Annotated in this window: 13 protein-coding genes and 1 tRNA gene; 6 read left to right on the top strand and 8 right to left on the bottom strand. The window is 74.7% G+C overall.

Features of this window, described 5'->3' with window-relative positions; all coding sequences use genetic code 11:
- The 3 genes from meaB to R4Z62_RS29785 all read left to right on the top strand — a co-directional run bounded on the left by meaB (nt 1) and on the right by R4Z62_RS29785 (nt 4,509).
- A complete protein-coding gene (meaB, locus tag R4Z62_RS29795; RefSeq protein WP_389597109.1) occupies nt 1-1,029 on the top strand; it encodes a methylmalonyl Co-A mutase-associated GTPase MeaB in 1,029 nt (342 codons plus the stop codon).
- A 63-nt stretch (nt 1,030-1,092) separates the two neighbouring features.
- Nucleotides 1,093-1,800, top strand: a complete 708-nt coding sequence (locus tag R4Z62_RS29790; protein WP_355484522.1) for a GntR family transcriptional regulator — start codon at nt 1,093-1,095, stop codon at nt 1,798-1,800.
- A gap of 330 nt (nt 1,801-2,130) precedes the next feature.
- Nucleotides 2,131-4,509 carry a M9 family metallopeptidase gene (locus R4Z62_RS29785; protein WP_491521407.1) on the top strand — a complete coding sequence of 793 codons (2,379 nt, stop codon included), beginning with the start codon at nt 2,131-2,133 and terminating at the stop codon, nt 4,507-4,509.
- Nucleotides 4,510-4,580: 71 nt separating this feature from the next.
- On the opposite strand, the gene R4Z62_RS29780 is transcribed toward R4Z62_RS29785, so the two are convergent.
- The 5 genes from R4Z62_RS29780 to R4Z62_RS29760 form a co-directional block, all read right to left on the bottom strand.
- Nucleotides 4,581-4,931, bottom strand: a complete 351-nt coding sequence (locus tag R4Z62_RS29780; RefSeq protein WP_018566712.1) for an ArsR/SmtB family transcription factor — start codon at nt 4,929-4,931, stop codon at nt 4,581-4,583.
- Nucleotides 4,932-5,065: 134 nt separating this feature from the next.
- A complete protein-coding gene (locus R4Z62_RS29775; RefSeq protein WP_173860917.1) occupies nt 5,066-5,497 on the bottom strand; it encodes an ATP-binding protein in 432 nt (143 codons plus the stop codon).
- Nucleotides 5,498-5,503: 6 nt separating this feature from the next.
- Nucleotides 5,504-5,911, bottom strand: a complete 408-nt coding sequence (locus R4Z62_RS29770; RefSeq protein ID WP_491521406.1) for a pyridoxamine 5'-phosphate oxidase family protein — start codon at nt 5,909-5,911, stop codon at nt 5,504-5,506.
- Nucleotides 5,908-7,671, bottom strand: coding sequence for a SulP family inorganic anion transporter (locus R4Z62_RS29765; protein WP_491521405.1), 1,764 nt, complete (start codon nt 7,669-7,671; stop codon nt 5,908-5,910). Before R4Z62_RS29765 ends, R4Z62_RS29770 begins: the two co-directional genes overlap by 4 nt.
- 233 nt (nt 7,672-7,904) lie before the next feature.
- Nucleotides 7,905-8,435, bottom strand: a complete 531-nt coding sequence (locus tag R4Z62_RS29760) for a CGNR zinc finger domain-containing protein (protein ID WP_491521404.1) — start codon at nt 8,433-8,435, stop codon at nt 7,905-7,907.
- A 25-nt stretch (nt 8,436-8,460) separates the two neighbouring features.
- On the opposite strand from R4Z62_RS29760, the gene R4Z62_RS29755 reads away from it, so the two are divergent.
- Nucleotides 8,461-9,996, top strand: coding sequence for an MFS transporter (locus R4Z62_RS29755; protein ID WP_491521403.1), 1,536 nt, complete (start codon nt 8,461-8,463; stop codon nt 9,994-9,996).
- Nucleotides 9,997-10,097: 101 nt separating this feature from the next.
- Here R4Z62_RS29755 and R4Z62_RS29750 read toward each other — a convergent pair.
- Nucleotides 10,098-10,171, bottom strand: a tRNA-Pro gene (locus R4Z62_RS29750).
- A 127-nt stretch (nt 10,172-10,298) separates the two neighbouring features.
- Between R4Z62_RS29750 and R4Z62_RS29745 the strand changes: the two genes are divergently transcribed.
- The gene (locus tag R4Z62_RS29745; protein WP_064536434.1) at nt 10,299-10,823 is read left to right on the top strand and encodes a DUF309 domain-containing protein; all 525 of its coding nucleotides are present in this window, start codon (nt 10,299-10,301) and stop codon (nt 10,821-10,823) included.
- A 108-nt stretch (nt 10,824-10,931) separates the two neighbouring features.
- A complete protein-coding gene (cobF, locus tag R4Z62_RS29740) occupies nt 10,932-11,702 on the top strand; it encodes a precorrin-6A synthase (deacetylating) (RefSeq protein ID WP_491521402.1) in 771 nt (256 codons plus the stop codon).
- Here cobF and R4Z62_RS29735 read toward each other — a convergent pair.
- On the bottom strand, nt 11,662-12,471 hold the full coding sequence (locus tag R4Z62_RS29735) for a polysaccharide deacetylase family protein (protein ID WP_491521944.1): 810 nt from the start codon (nt 12,469-12,471) through the stop codon (nt 11,662-11,664). The genes cobF and R4Z62_RS29735 overlap by 41 nt on opposite strands.
- 270 nt (nt 12,472-12,741) lie before the next feature.
- On the bottom strand, nt 12,742-13,590 hold the full coding sequence (locus tag R4Z62_RS29730; protein WP_491521401.1) for an SDR family NAD(P)-dependent oxidoreductase: 849 nt from the start codon (nt 13,588-13,590) through the stop codon (nt 12,742-12,744).
- Nucleotides 13,591-13,713 lie beyond the last annotated feature (123 nt).

Raw genomic sequence — 13,713 nt, 5'->3', positions numbered from 1 at the left:
ATGGCCATCGATCTGGACACGTACGTCAAGGGCGTCCTGGACGGCAAGCGGGCGCTGGTGGCCCGCGCGATCACACTGGTGGAGTCGGTGCGGCCGCAGCACCGGGCGCTGGCCCAGGAGTTGCTGACCCAGCTGATGCCGCACAGCGGCCGGGCCCGGCGGATCGGGGTGAGCGGGGTGCCGGGCGTCGGCAAGTCGACGTTCATCGACGCCTTCGGCACCATGCTGACCGGGCAGGGGCACCGGGTGGCGGTGCTCGCCGTCGACCCGTCCTCCACCCGGACCGGCGGTTCCATCCTCGGCGACAAGACCCGTATGGAGCGGCTGGCCGTCGACCCGGCGGCGTTCGTCCGGCCCTCCCCCAGCGCGGGCACCCTCGGCGGGGTGGCCAAGGCGACCCGCGAGTCGATCGTGGTCATGGAGGCCGCGGGCTACGACGTGGTGCTGGTGGAGACGGTCGGGGTGGGCCAGTCCGAGACGGCCGTCGCGGGCATGGTCGACTCCTTCCTGCTGCTCACCCTGGCCCGCACCGGCGACCAGTTGCAGGGCATCAAGAAGGGCGTGCTGGAGCTGGCCGACGTGATCGCGGTGAACAAGGCGGACGGGCCGCACGAGCGCGACGCCCGCGCGGCGGGCCGCGAACTGGCCGGTGCGCTGCGGCTGATGCACGGGAAGGACGCCTTCTGGACGCCGCCGGTGCTCAGTTGCAGCGCCCGCGAGTCGACCGGTCTGGACACCGTCTGGGAACGTCTGGAGCAGCACCGCGCCCTGCTGGACTCGGCGGGCCGCCTCACCGCCAAGCGCCGTGCGCAGCAGGTCGACTGGACCTGGAGCATGGTCCACGACGAGCTGCTGGGCCGGCTGCACGCCGACCCGGCCGTCCGCTCTCTGGCGCCCGAGCTCGAACAGCAGGTCAGGCAGGGCCGTCTGACGGCCACTCTCGCCGCCGAACGGATCCTGAGCGCCTTCGCCGGGGGCGGCGCTGCATCCGGCTCCGGTGGTCCCGGAGAAGGCCGTGGAGCAACGTGACATTGTATAGTGGGAGGTCATCGGGCTGAGCACCGCAGACCGGTCACACGGAGGAGCGCACGGATGGCCCATCTCGAACCGCGGGCGATCTCCGTCCAGACCCATCTGCGCGACCAGGTCGCCGACGCGCTGCGGGCGGCGCTCATCGCCGGTGAGCTGCGCCCTGGTGTGATCTACTCGGCCCCCGCCCTCGCGGGCGAGCTCGGCGTCTCCGCCACCCCGGTGCGCGAGGCCATGCTGGACCTGGCCCGGGAGGGCCTGGTCGAGGCGGTGCGCAACAAGGGCTTCCGGGTCACGGAGATGACCGAGCGGGACCTCGACGAGTTCACCGACATCCGCGCCCTGATCGAGGTCCCCACCGTGGGCCGCGTCGCCGCCTCGGCGAGCACCGAGCAGTTGGAGGCGCTGCGTCCGCTGGCGCAGCAGATCGTCACGGCGGCGCGGGAGCACGACGTCCTGAAGTACCTGGAGGCCGACCACCGGTTCCATCTGGAGCTGCTGTCCCTGGCGGGCAACCACCATCTGGTGGCCGTGGTGGCCGATCTGCGCAAGCGCTCCCGGCTGTTCGGGCTCGGGAGTCTGAACGAGACCGGCCGTCTGGTCGCCTCCGCCGAGGAGCACGTCGAGCTCCTCGATCTGCTGGTGGCCGGCCGGGGCCGGGAGGCGGAGGAGTGCATGCGCCGCCACCTCTCGCATGTGCGCACCCTGTGGGCGGACGGCCGGCCCGAGCCCGAACAGCCCGGACCGGCCCTGCGGCTCCACAACCGCTGACCCTCCGCCGCCCCTTCCCTCTCCCCGCTCCCTCCCCCTTCCGATCCCGCCGCGCCGACCGAGTCCGGCGCGGCGGCTTTCGTATGCCCCGCCGCCGCACGGCCCCCTGCCGCCGCACGCCTGCCCGCCGTCCCCTGTCCACCTGCGGGAAGCCCTCAATTCCTCCGGACGCCTTCCCTGAGACATGTGACCTGTGCAATGGTACATGGCGCAGGTCGTGGCCATGTCAATCGTGGCGCGGCCGTGCGATCCGACCCGTCGGCGGCACGGCCCTCCCCTGAACACGACCTCCCCATCCCATCGGCCACGCACCGCGTGGCCCGGCCCCTCATGGGAGGCGCAGTGAGAAAGTCACCGGTCCGGCGATTCCGGCGAAGTCTGGGCGCGGCAGTGCCGCTGGCCCTGGCCCTCGCCCTGGCCGTCGGTCTGCCGGCACAGCAGGCCGGCGCGCGGACGGCGACCACCGCATCCGCCGCATCGCCCGCGTCCGCCGCACCCGCACCCTCGGCGCACGGCGCGCGGCACACCGGAGCCCCACCCGCGGCGCAGTCCGCCACGACCGCGACCGGACACACGGGCCGGGGACGCCTGAAAGCGTCCGAACTGCCCCCGCTGGCCGCGAGCGACGACAACCTCAAGAAGCCCTACGGCGAGACGGCGAAGCCGCCGGTGCGGCCCTCCAAGTCGATGGAGACGGCGGCCGGCGGCGCCCCCGGGAAGAAGCGCGCCGCCGCCACCTGCGACGTCTCCGCCTTCACCACCCGCACCGGCAGTGCTCTGGTGCGGCAGATCCAGGCGTCCACCACCGACTGCGTCAACACCCTGTTCAACCTGACCGGGGACGACGCGCGCGGCGCCTTCCGCGAAGCCCAGATGGCCACCGTCGCCGACGCGCTGCGCGACGGCTCGGCCGCCTACCCCGGCGACGCGAGCACCGGCATGCCGCAGACCGTCCTCTACCTGCGCGCCGGTTACTACGTGCAGTACTACAACGCGGACGCGGTGGGCCCCTACGGCAGCACCCTGCGCACGGCGATCCGCGGCGGTCTCGACGCCTTCTTCGCGAGCGCGCACTCCCACGACGTCACCGACGCCAACGGCGAGACCCTCGCCGAGGCCGTCACCCTCATCGACAGCGCCGAGGAGAACGCCCGCTACCTCTACGTCCTCAAGCGGCTGCTGGCGGACTACGACACGTCGTGGAACGCGTCCTGGTGGATGCTCAACGCGGTCAACAACGTGTACACGGTGACCTTCCGGGGCCACCAGGTGCCCGAGTTCGTCACGGCCGTCGAGGCCGACCCGAGCCTGATCGACTCCCTGTACCGCTTCGCCTCCGGCCACCTCGCCCTGCTCGGCACGGACCAGTCGTACCTGACGTCCAACGCGGGCCGGGAACTCGGCCGGTTCCTCCAGCACGCCTCGCTGCGGTCCAAGGTCCAGCCGCTCGCCGTCGCCCTGCTGCACGCCGGTTCCCTCACCGGCGCCACCGCGCCGCTGTGGGTCGGTGTCGCCGAGATGACGGACTACTACGACCGGGCGAACTGCTCCGTGTACGGCACCTGCGACCTCGCGGCGCAGCTGACCAGGGCCGTCCTCACCACGACCTACCCGTGCAGCGCCGGCATCACGATCAAGGCGCAGCAGATGACCTCGGCGGAGTTGGCCGCCACCTGCTCCAGCCTGCGCGGCCAGGACGCCTACTTCCACGGTGTGGTCAAGGACAAGGGCCCGGTCTCCGACGACCGCAACAGCACCATCGAGGTCGTCGTCTACGACTCCAGCGCCGACTACCAGACGTACGCCGGTGCCATGTACGGCATCGACACCAACAACGGCGGCATGTATCTGGAGGGCGACCCGGCGGCGGCCGGAAACCAGCCGCGCTTCGTCGCCTACGAGGCCGAATGGCTGCGCCCGGACTTCCAGATCTGGAACCTCAACCACGAGTACACGCACTACCTCGACGGCCGCTTCGACATGTACGGCGACTTCGACGCGGGCGTCACCACACCGACCGTCTGGTGGATCGAGGGCTTCGCGGAGTACGTCTCCTACTCCTACCGCGGTGTCCCCTACCCCGAGGCCATGGACGAGGCGGGCCGCGGCACGTACGCCCTGAGCACGCTGTTCGACACCACCTACGACAACGACACCACGCGCGTCTACCGCTGGGGCTATCTCGCCGTCCGGTACATGCTGGAGCACCATCCCTCCGACATGGCCACCGTGCTCGGCGACTACCGCGCCGGTGACTGGAACGCCGCCCGCAGCTATCTCACCGGCACCGTCGGCACCCGCTACGACAGCGACTGGCGCACCTGGCTGGCGTCCTGCGCGGCCGGCAGTTGCAGCGGCGGCACCACCACCCCGCCCGCCACCCAGTGCACCGGCACCGACGCGCGGGAGCTGGGCCAGAACTGCGCGCGCGCCGGCCAGTCCGCCACCACCGGGAACTACGCCTACCTCTATCTGCGCGTCCCGGCCGGCACCTCCCGGCTGACCATCACCACCTCCGGCGGCACGGGCGACGCGGACCTGTACTACAGCGCCGACGGCTGGGCGGGCACCGGCAGTTACACCCAGCGCGCCACCGGCCCCGGCAACAGCCACACCCTGACGGTCGACAACCCGCCGGCCGGCACCCACTACATCAGCCTGTACGCGGTGGACGGCTTCAGCGGAGTGAGCGTCGCCACCGCCTACTGAGCGGGACGGCCGCCCGGCGCCGGCGGAGCGCTGACCATCACGGGCGCGGGGCGGCCGCCGTCCGATGCCGCCTACGCCTGCGGGCCGCCCTCACCCTGGGCGGCCCGCAGGTCGGCGAGCAGTTCGGCCTGGCCCGCCAGGACCCCGGACAGGATGGTGCGGGCCACCCTGAGCAGCTCCGCCACATGCGGGCTGGTCAGGGAGTAGTACACGGTCGAGCCCTCCTTGCGGGTCACGACCAGGTTGGCCCGGCGCAGCACGGCCAGTTGCTGGGAGAGGTGCGCGGGCTCGATACCGATCTCGGGCAGCATCTCGGCGACCGCGTGCTCGCGCTCGCTCAGCAGCTCCAGGACGCGGATGCGCGCCGGGTGGCCGAGCGTCTTGAAGAACTCGGCCTTCAGCTGGTAAAGCGGCGTGCTCATGCTGCTGCCGTCGCCTCTCCCGCCCGCCGGCACGGCCGACCGGGCCGGACCTCGGCGCATCGCATCCACCCACTTGTCGTGCCGAACTCGGTAATTGCCGAGGTCGGCAATTCTATACGCCGTGTCTTCCGTGTTCAGAGGGGCAGGGTGATCCAGATCGTCTTGCCCCGCCCGTCGGCGTCGCCGCGCACGACCGCGGTGCCGCCCAGGCCGAGGGTGAGTTCCATGACGGTGGCCAGTCCCCCGGCGGCCGTACCTCCGACCATCCCGGTCAGCCGCGGGCGGTAGGGGTGGCGGTCGTGGACGCCGAAGGCCAGGCAGTCCGCGCCCGCCGCGTAGAGGACCGTGGTCTGCGGGGAGAGCGCGGCCGCGTGCCGTACGGCGTTGGTGACCAGCTCGCTGACGATCAGCAGCGCCTGGCCGACGGCGGGATGCAACAGGCTGACGCCCCACTCCGTCAGTGCCTGCTCGGCCGTCTCCCGCGCCAGGCGCACGGCGGACGGCAGTGTCGGCACGGTCAGGACGTGGCGGTGGGGCAGGGCTTCGAGCCGCGTGGTCACGGTCATGGCCGCTCAGCCCCGTACCCGGGCGAACCGGAAGCCGGTGACGGTCCGCGGGCGCAGCCGCACGATCGTGTCGTGCGGGCCGTGCGTCCAGCCGCACAGGACGCGCCGGTAGTGGGCGGCCTCGTCGGGATCGGCGACCACCTCGGCGGGGCCGTCGGCGGTGACGCTCCAGCCGGTGCCGGTGTCCCGGTCCACCTCGTCCACGTGGTACGCCGCCGAGGCGGGCACCGCGGCGGCCGGCACCGGCGTGCGCACGACGAGGCGGCCCACGTGCCACACGTGCCGTCCCGGACGCACGACGGCCTGCTCGCGGCGGACGTACACCAGCCGGCCCAGGCGGCTGCCCTCCAGGAGCCACAGGGCCTCGGGGCCGGAGACCTCGGTCATGCGCAGCGCTGTGCGGACGGTGCTCATCGGACGGGTTCCTCACTGCCGCGCTGCGGCCCGGCGGGTACGGCGGCGGGTTCGGCTGCGGGTTCGGCGGACAGCGGCCCGGTCAGGTCGACATGGTCGCGCGCGCCGCGCAGCGCCTCCGCTGTGGTCGCGTACTCGCGGCCCTCTCGGCGCAGCAGCTCCAACGCGCCGACCGAGTCGAGGACCCGGCGCTGTCCCGGCCGTATCCCCGAGGTCATCACGGCGATGCCGCGCCTGTTCAGCTTCTCCACCACGTCCTTGAGGACCAGTGCGCCGGTGGCGTCCACCGTCGTCACCCGCGACATGCGCAGGACGACCACCCGGACCCCGGTGACCTCGCCCAGTTCCCGCAGGAAGCGGTGGGCGGCGGCGAAGAACAGCGGGCCGTCGATGCGGTAGGCGACGATGTGCCCGGCCGACAGGGCGTCAGCCGCGGCCGTGCGCTCGCCCTCGCCCGGCCCGTCCGTCCCGTCCAGCGGCATCCGGTCGAGGCGGACCTGCCGGGCGACCGCGCGCAGGGCGAGGGCGCCCGCGACGGCGAGGCCGATGATCACGGCGTAGACCAGGTCGAGGGCGAGGGTCGCGGCGGCCGTGAGGACGAGGGTCAGCGCGTCCGAGCGGGTGGCGCGCGCCATCGCCTTCAGCGAGGCGACCTCGACCATACGGACCGCGGTGGCCAGCAGCACGCCCGCGAGCGCGGCGAGCGGGATCCTCGACACGAGCGGCGCGGCGGCGAAGACGATCACCGCGAGGACGGCGGCGTGGGTCAGTGCGGCGAGCCGGGAGCGCGCGCCGGTGCGGACGTTGACCGCGGTGCGCGCGATGGCGCCGGTGGCGGGCACCCCGCCGAACAGCGGGGCCGCGATGTTGGCGAGGCCCTGCCCGAACAGCTCCCGGTCGGGGTCGTGCTTCCGCCCCGTCGTCATCCCGTCGGCCACCGAGGCGGACAGCAGCGACTCCAGCGCGGCCAGGGCGGCCACCGCGACCGCGGGTGCGAGCAGCGAGCCGAGCGCCCCCGCGTCGAGGAAGGCCTGCGACGGCGCGGGCAGTCCGGCCGGCAGGTCGCCGATCGGCGCGGCCGCGTCCAGACCGGCGAGCTGCGCCACCGCGGTGGCGGCCACGACGGCGACGACGGAGAACGGGACGGCGGGCCAGCGGTGGGCGCCGGCCAGCATGAGCGCCGCCACGGCGACGGCGAGGCCGGCCGCCGTCCAGTTCGGTGTCCTCGCGAACTCCTCGACGGCCCGCCAGGTCACCACCAGCACGCGGTCGCCCTCGGGTTCGGCCACGCCCAGCGCGTTCGGCACCTGCTGCAACCCGATCACACAGGCGATGCCGAGGGTGAAGCCCTCCACCACGGGGGCGGGCACGTACTGCATGTACTTCCCCGCCCGCAGCACGGCGAGGGCGACCAGCAGGAAGCCCGCGATCAGGCCGACGGTCAGCACCCCGCCCGCCCCGTACCGGCCGAAGATCGGCACCAGGACGACGGTCATGGCGCCGGTGGGCCCGGACACCTGGAGGTTCGAGCCGCCGAAGACGGCCGCGACCGCCCCGGCCACCACGGCGGTCGCGAGGCCCGCCTCCGCGCCGAGTCCGGAGGACACCCCGAAGCCCAGCGCGAGCGGCAGCGCCACGATCGCCACGGTGAGACCGGCGAGCAGGTCGCGGCGCGGATCCCGGCGGGCGTCCGCCAGGTCGGACCGCGCGGGCAGCAGCGAGCGCACCGAGCGGGCGGCCCGTGTCAGCGGGGTGCTCATCGCGTGGCGACCTCGGCTTCCCGCAGCACGTTCCGTACCGGCACCGGCCCGACCCCTCGACTGTCGACTCTCACGGCGTCCGCCCCAGGCCGGGCGCGCGCACAAGGCTGTGCCCGCGCTTCCTGCGGGCACAGCCAGCACAGCATCTAACCAATTGCGAACTTTTGCAATTCGGCAGGCGACTGCCGTAGCGCTCTCGGCCGCCACGCGGCGGCCGCGCGGGTCCGCGGCCGCTACGAGCCGGCCTCCCGCGCGGCCCGGCGGTGGCGCCGTACGGCGTCGCGGTTGGCGCAGGTGTGGGAGCAGTACCGCTGGCGTCCCGGCCGGCTGTGGTCGACATAGGCGTCGCCGCACTCGGGCAGGGCGCAGCGGCCGAGGCGCCGCATGCCGTGCGCGGTGAGGTGCTGGGCCGCCGCGACGGTGGTGGAGGCGGCGAGGACCGCGCCCAGACCCGCGCCGTCGGGCCGGTAGTGCAGGTGCCAGCCGCTGCCGTCGTGGTCGGTGACGGTGGGCGGTCCCGCGTAGCGGGTCAGCAGCGCGTTGAGGACCGCGACGCGGGCCGGTTCGTCCTCGGCGTCGACCAGGCGCCGCCAGCCGCGGAGATAGTCGCGCACCAGCGCGGCGTCACCCTCGCGCGCCTCGTTCTCCAGCGGCATGCCGACGGCGACCCAGCGCGCGGCGATGTCCTCGATGCCGGTGGGCGGCCGGTTGAGCAGGTCGATCACGTTGTCCAGCAGGGGGCGCCCGTAAGGGTTTACATGCACAAGAGCATTACATCACTGTCGGGTCATGACCGCCCGCGACCGCATCCGCGCCCTGCCCCCGACGGCGCCCGACGCCCCTCGCACCCCTTCGCGCGCCGCCCCGGCGGAAACCGGGAGCGGACCGGGCTGGCTGCCGCTGGCCGCCTGCTGCCTCGGTACGTTTCTGCTGCTGCTGTACACGTCGATCGTGACCGTCGCCCTGCCCGGCATCGGCGCCGGTCTCGGCGCGGACCACGGCGCCCAGCAGTGGGTGATCGACGTCTACACCCTCGCGCTGGCCGGACTGCTGCTCGGCGCCGGCGCGATCGGCGACGCGCTCGGGAGCCGTCGGGTGTACCTCGCGGGGCTGGCCGGATTCACCCTGGCCACCCTGGCGTGCGGCCTCGCCACCTCGCCGGGCCTGCTGATCGCGGCACGGGCCGGCCAGGGCGTGGCCGGGGCCGCGATGCTCGCCACCATCGTCCCGCTGATCGGACTGACCTACGCACGCCCCGGGCAGCGGGCGACCGCGTTCGCGGTCTGGGGCGCGGTGGCGGGGGCCGCCTCGGCGGTCGGCACCGTCTGCGGCGGCGTACTGACGGAGTACGCGGGCTGGCGCTGGCTGTTCCTCGGCTCGCTCCCCCTGTGCGCCGGGGCGCTGGCGCTGGCCGCCCGCTCGTTGCCGCACGCGACGGTACCTCCGCCGCCGGACCCGGCTCCGGACCGGGCTCCGGACCGGGCTCCGGACCGGGCGCGGGAGCCGGGCCATGCACCGGGCCCGGACCGGGCGGCCCGGGGCCTGTTCCGCACCGGGGTGGACTGGCCGGGCATCGTGCTGGTCAGCGTCGCGGTGACAGGTCTCGCCTACGCGGTGATCGCCGGCGGCGAATCGGGGTGGGGCGCGCCGAACTCGCTCGCGGGCTGGCTCGCGGCCCTCGGCGCGGGGGGCGGGTTCGTGCTCGCCGAACGCCGTTGCCCGCGGCCCATCCTGCCGCCCGCGCTCGTCACGGCACCGAGGTTCGCCGCGGTCCTGCTGGCGGCCTTCGGGTACTACTTCGCCGCGTTCGGGGCGCTGCCCGCCCTGGCGACATGGATGCAGACCGGTCTCGGCCTGGCATCGTCGGCGGTCTCCCTCGTCCTCGTCGTCCAGCTCGTGGTCTTCGTCGCGGTCTCCGGCCTGGTCAGCAGGCACCTCCACGCGCTCCACCCGGCCTGGACCCTCGGCGCGGGCACGATCCTGGTCGGCGTCGGCGCGCTCATCGCCACCGCGGTGGCCGGCCGGCCGGACTGGCCCGTGCTGCTGCCGTTCCTGGTGCTCAGCGGAGTCGGCGCGGGCGTGGTCTCGCCCGTGCTGCCCGCCGTCGCCATCGCCACGGCCCCGCCCCACCACGCGGGCGCGGCCGGCGGCGCGGCCAACGCCGTCCGGCAGCTCGGCCTCACCCTCGGCGTGGCGGTCTGCGGAACCCTCACCCGCACCTCGACCGCCCCCCGCATGTCCCTCGCCTGCGCCGCCTGCGCGCTCGTCGCCGTCACCACGGGAGCACTCGCCGTCCGACTGCTGCTGCGCTCCGGCACCAGATGAGCGGAACGACCCGGACCGACCGCACGCCCCCGGAACCGGAAAGCGGTCAGGGGCGGCCTCGGATTCCTCCGAAACCGCCCCTGACCTACGACTCTCATGAGTCGGGACGACAGGATTTGAACCTGCGACCCCTTGACCCCCAGTCAAGTGCGCTACCAAGCTGCGCCACGTCCCGATGCGCTCTCGTGCGGTGGACCCGCGTGATCGCGCGAAGGTCACTTTACCGCACGCCCGGGGCGGTGCCGAAGGGGGCACTCGGGAGGGCGCTCGGGACGACGCGGCGACGGGGGAGAATCGTGGGTATGAGCAGCACATCATCCGACCGGGCGGTCGGCGCGCGGGACCGGGACAGTGAGGGGCGGGCGCGCAACGCCCGGCCACGCGACGGCCTGGGGCGCCCGCTGCCCTACGGCGCGGACGGAGTGGCGCGGCAGCCCGAGGGGGTGGTGCGCACCCCGGACCGGACGGTCGCCGAGGCGCAGACGCTGCTGGACGCGGGACGGCCCTTCCACGCGCACGAGGTCTTCGAGGACGCCTGGAAGTCCGGGCCCGAGACCGAGCGCGGGCTGTGGCGCGCGCTGGCCCAGCTCGCGGTGGGCCTCACGCACTCCGCCCGCGGCAATGTGACCGGCGGCGCCCGCCTGCTGCGGCGCGGTGCGCAGGGCGTACGGGACTGGGCGGCGGACTCCGGGGTGCGGGAGCCGTACGGCATGGACGTGGCCGGGCTCGTGGGCTGGGCGCGGGCACTGGCCGACGCCGTGGAGGACGGGACGGCCGGGGCGGTGGACGCGGCACGGAGCGCGCCCCGGCTGCGCGCCGGGGCGTAGGCACCCTGGCGGAGGCACCCGGGCGGAGCCGTCCCGCCGAAGCGCCGCCGGTGACCGGGCGCAGCACCTGGTGCACGCGGTGTCAGTGCCCTGCGGCACACTCGGGGGGTGCGAGAGATTCATGTCATCGGTATCGGCGCGGGCGACCCCGACCAGCTCACGTTGCAGGCGGTCAGGGCGCTGCGCGACACGGACGTGTTCTTCGTCCTGGACAAGGGCGAGGTGAAGTCGGACCTCGTGCGGCTGCGCCGGGACATCCTGGATACCCATCTGCCCGAGGGCGGGTACCGGGTGGTGGAGGCGCGCGACCCGGAGCGGGACCGCCGGGCGGGTGGCCGCGGCTACTCCCCCGCCGTCGGCCAGTGGCGCAGCGCCCGCGCGGACATCTACGAGCGGCTGATCACCGACGAGCTGGACGAGGACGGGACCGGCGCCTTCCTCGTCTGGGGCGATCCCGCGCTGTACGACAGCACCCTGGGCATCCTGGAGGAGGTGCTGGCGCGCGGTGCCGTGGAGTTCTCGTACGACGTGGTGCCCGGCATCAGCAGTGTCTCCGCGCTGGTGGCCCGGCACCGCACCGGGCTCAACCGGGTCGCCCGGCCGGTGCAGATCACCACGGGACGGCGGCTGGCCGAGGGGTTCCCCGAGGGGGTGGACGACGTGGTGGTGATGCTCGACGCGCAGCAGGCGTTCCGGCAGTACGCCGACCAGGACATCGACATCTACTGGGGCGCCTACATAGGCACCCCGGACGAGATCCTCGTCTCCGGTCCGATCGCCGAGGCCGGGCCGCGCATCGAGCGGCTGCGCGCCGAGGCCCGGGAGCGCAAGGGCTGGATCATGGACACGTATCTGCTGCGTCGCAGGCCGCAGGGGTAGGCGGGGCGCCGGGGGGCGGCGCGGCCGGGGGGTGTGCGCCGGGGCGCCGGCGGCTCCCGGCCCGGCCCGCCACCTCGTGCTCGGCCAGGGTGCCCACGTCCCAGCCGGACTCCCGGCAGGCGGCGACCAGGCCGGGCAGGGCGCCGAGGGCGGCGTGCCAGCAGCCGGGGGCCGAGGCGCGGTCCGTGTCGTGCAGCAGGACCGTGCCGCCGCCGCGCAGATCGGCCATGACGTCCGCGTGCACGGAGGCGGCGGTCGCGTCCGCCGTCCAGTCCCGGCCCCACGCGCTCCACAGCACCGGCCGCAGCCCCAGGCGCCGGGCGGCGGCCCAGCGGCCGCCGGTGAGGATGCCGTAGGGCGGCCGGTACCAGAGCGGGCGGCGGCCCGTGAGGGTGTGCACGGCCCGGACCGCGCGTGCCGTCTCCCGCAGGTCCCGGCCCGGGTCGGGCAGCCAGGGGCGGCTGTGGGTCCAGCCGTGCACGGCGACCTCGTGTCCGCGTCCGGCCATGTCGCGGACGAGTCCGGGATGGCGCACCGCGCTCTCGCCGAGCACGAAGAAGGTGACGCGGACGTCGAGCCGGTCCAGCGCGTCCAGGAAGTGCGGGGTGCTCGCGGGGTCGGGGCCGTCGTCGAAGGTGAGCGCCACATGGCCGGTCCGGCCGTGTCCGGCCAGGTGCGGCAGACAGCGGGAGCGGAAGCGCGGCAGCCAGGACGCCGCCGGGACGATGTGCACGACGGCCGCAGCGGTCACGGCGGCGAGGGACGCCACGGCCGCGAGCGCCCCCGCCGAGGCAAGGGGGCCGACGGGGGTGACGGCGGCGACGGGACCGGCGGAGGTGGCGGGTTCCGCGGTGGTGAGGGGCACGCGGGGCACCGGCGTGGACCGCCGTTCCGCGCCCTCGGCCCACCGGCCCGCACCGTTCGCCGATCCCCCGTCGCCCCTGAGCCCCCGGCCGGTCAGGGGTCCTCCGCCGCCCCTGAGCCCCCGGCCGGTCAGGCGTCCCCCGTCGCTCATGGACCTGCTCCCGCGCATCGGCCGTCACCCGAAGCGTGAGGCGAGGCGCCGGTACAGGGCGGGGGCGGCGCCGCGGATCCGGCCGGGCAGCCGGGTCCAGCCGGGCACGTAGACCTCGTCCCGGCCGCGGGCGACCGCCTCCCACACGGCGTCGGCGACCCGGCCCGCCGGAACGGGCCGGGGCCGCGCGCGCCGGTAGGGCACACCACGGCGGTCGAAGAAGGGGGTGTCCACCACGCCCGGCACCACATGGCTGATGCCGACGCCGGTGCCGCGCAGTTCGTAGCGGACGGCGTCGGCGAAGGTGGCCAGCGCGGCCTTGGCGGCCGAGTAGACCGCCTCGTCGCGTACGCCGACCGTGCCCGCGAGGGAGCCGATGATGACCACGCGGCCGGTGCCCCGCCCCACCATGTGCGGCAGCAGCAGCCGGACCAGGTGCACCGTGGCGAGCACGTTGACGTCGAAGACCTCGTCGATGGCGGGCTGGGGCATGGTGCTGAAGGGACCGGCCCAGCCGATGCCCGCGCCCGCCACCAGCAGGTCCACCCGGCCGAGGCTGTCGAGGGCGAACTCGGAGAGCCGGCGCCCGACCCCCGGCCCCGACAGGTCCGCGGCGTAGGCCAGTGCCGAGGTGCCCCGGGCGACCTCCTCCAGGCGGGTGCGGTCGCGGCCGTTGAGCACCATCTGCCAGCCGCCCTCAGCGGCGAGCCGCCGGGCGACGGCCGCGCCGATCCCGGAGGAGGCGCCGGTGACCAGCGCACCCCCGCCGACCGGCCTGCCGCCGTCGCCTCCGCGGCGCTCGGTGCCCGGCGCGGCCGGCGCCCCGGGACGGGTCCCGGAGCCGGACCGTGCGCGGGAAGGGGCTTGGGTCATCGGGGCACCTCTGGATCGACGGGCCCGGGGCCGGCGGTGCGGCCCCGGCGGTCCGGTACGGCGTGCCGGGCGTGGAGCGTCCCGGGGCCGGGTCGGAAACGCGGGACGGGCTGGGGGTGTCCG

It is taken from the genome of Streptomyces sp. PL-25 (genome assembly GCF_058344915.1).
Note: the sequence above shows the minus strand (reverse complement) of the source record. Positions and strands in the feature narration are given on the sequence as shown.

Coding starts and splice junctions, on each gene's coding strand:
- R4Z62_RS29790 (WP_355484522.1), top strand. CDS start 1,093: ATGGCCCATCTCGAACCGCGGGCGATCTCCGTCCAGACCCATCTGCGC.
- R4Z62_RS29730 (WP_491521401.1), bottom strand. CDS start 13,590: ATGACCCAAGCCCCTTCCCGCGCACGGTCCGGCTCCGGGACCCGTCCC.
- R4Z62_RS29745 (WP_064536434.1), top strand. CDS start 10,299: ATGAGCAGCACATCATCCGACCGGGCGGTCGGCGCGCGGGACCGGGAC.
- R4Z62_RS29765 (WP_491521405.1), bottom strand. CDS start 7,671: ATGAGCACCCCGCTGACACGGGCCGCCCGCTCGGTGCGCTCGCTGCTG.
- R4Z62_RS29785 (WP_491521407.1), top strand. CDS start 2,131: ATGGGAGGCGCAGTGAGAAAGTCACCGGTCCGGCGATTCCGGCGAAGT.
- meaB (WP_389597109.1), top strand. CDS start 1: ATGGCCATCGATCTGGACACGTACGTCAAGGGCGTCCTGGACGGCAAG.
- R4Z62_RS29770 (WP_491521406.1), bottom strand. CDS start 5,911: ATGAGCACCGTCCGCACAGCGCTGCGCATGACCGAGGTCTCCGGCCCC.
- R4Z62_RS29775 (WP_173860917.1), bottom strand. CDS start 5,497: ATGACCGTGACCACGCGGCTCGAAGCCCTGCCCCACCGCCACGTCCTG.
- R4Z62_RS29780 (WP_018566712.1), bottom strand. CDS start 4,931: ATGAGCACGCCGCTTTACCAGCTGAAGGCCGAGTTCTTCAAGACGCTC.
- R4Z62_RS29755 (WP_491521403.1), top strand. CDS start 8,461: ATGACCGCCCGCGACCGCATCCGCGCCCTGCCCCCGACGGCGCCCGAC.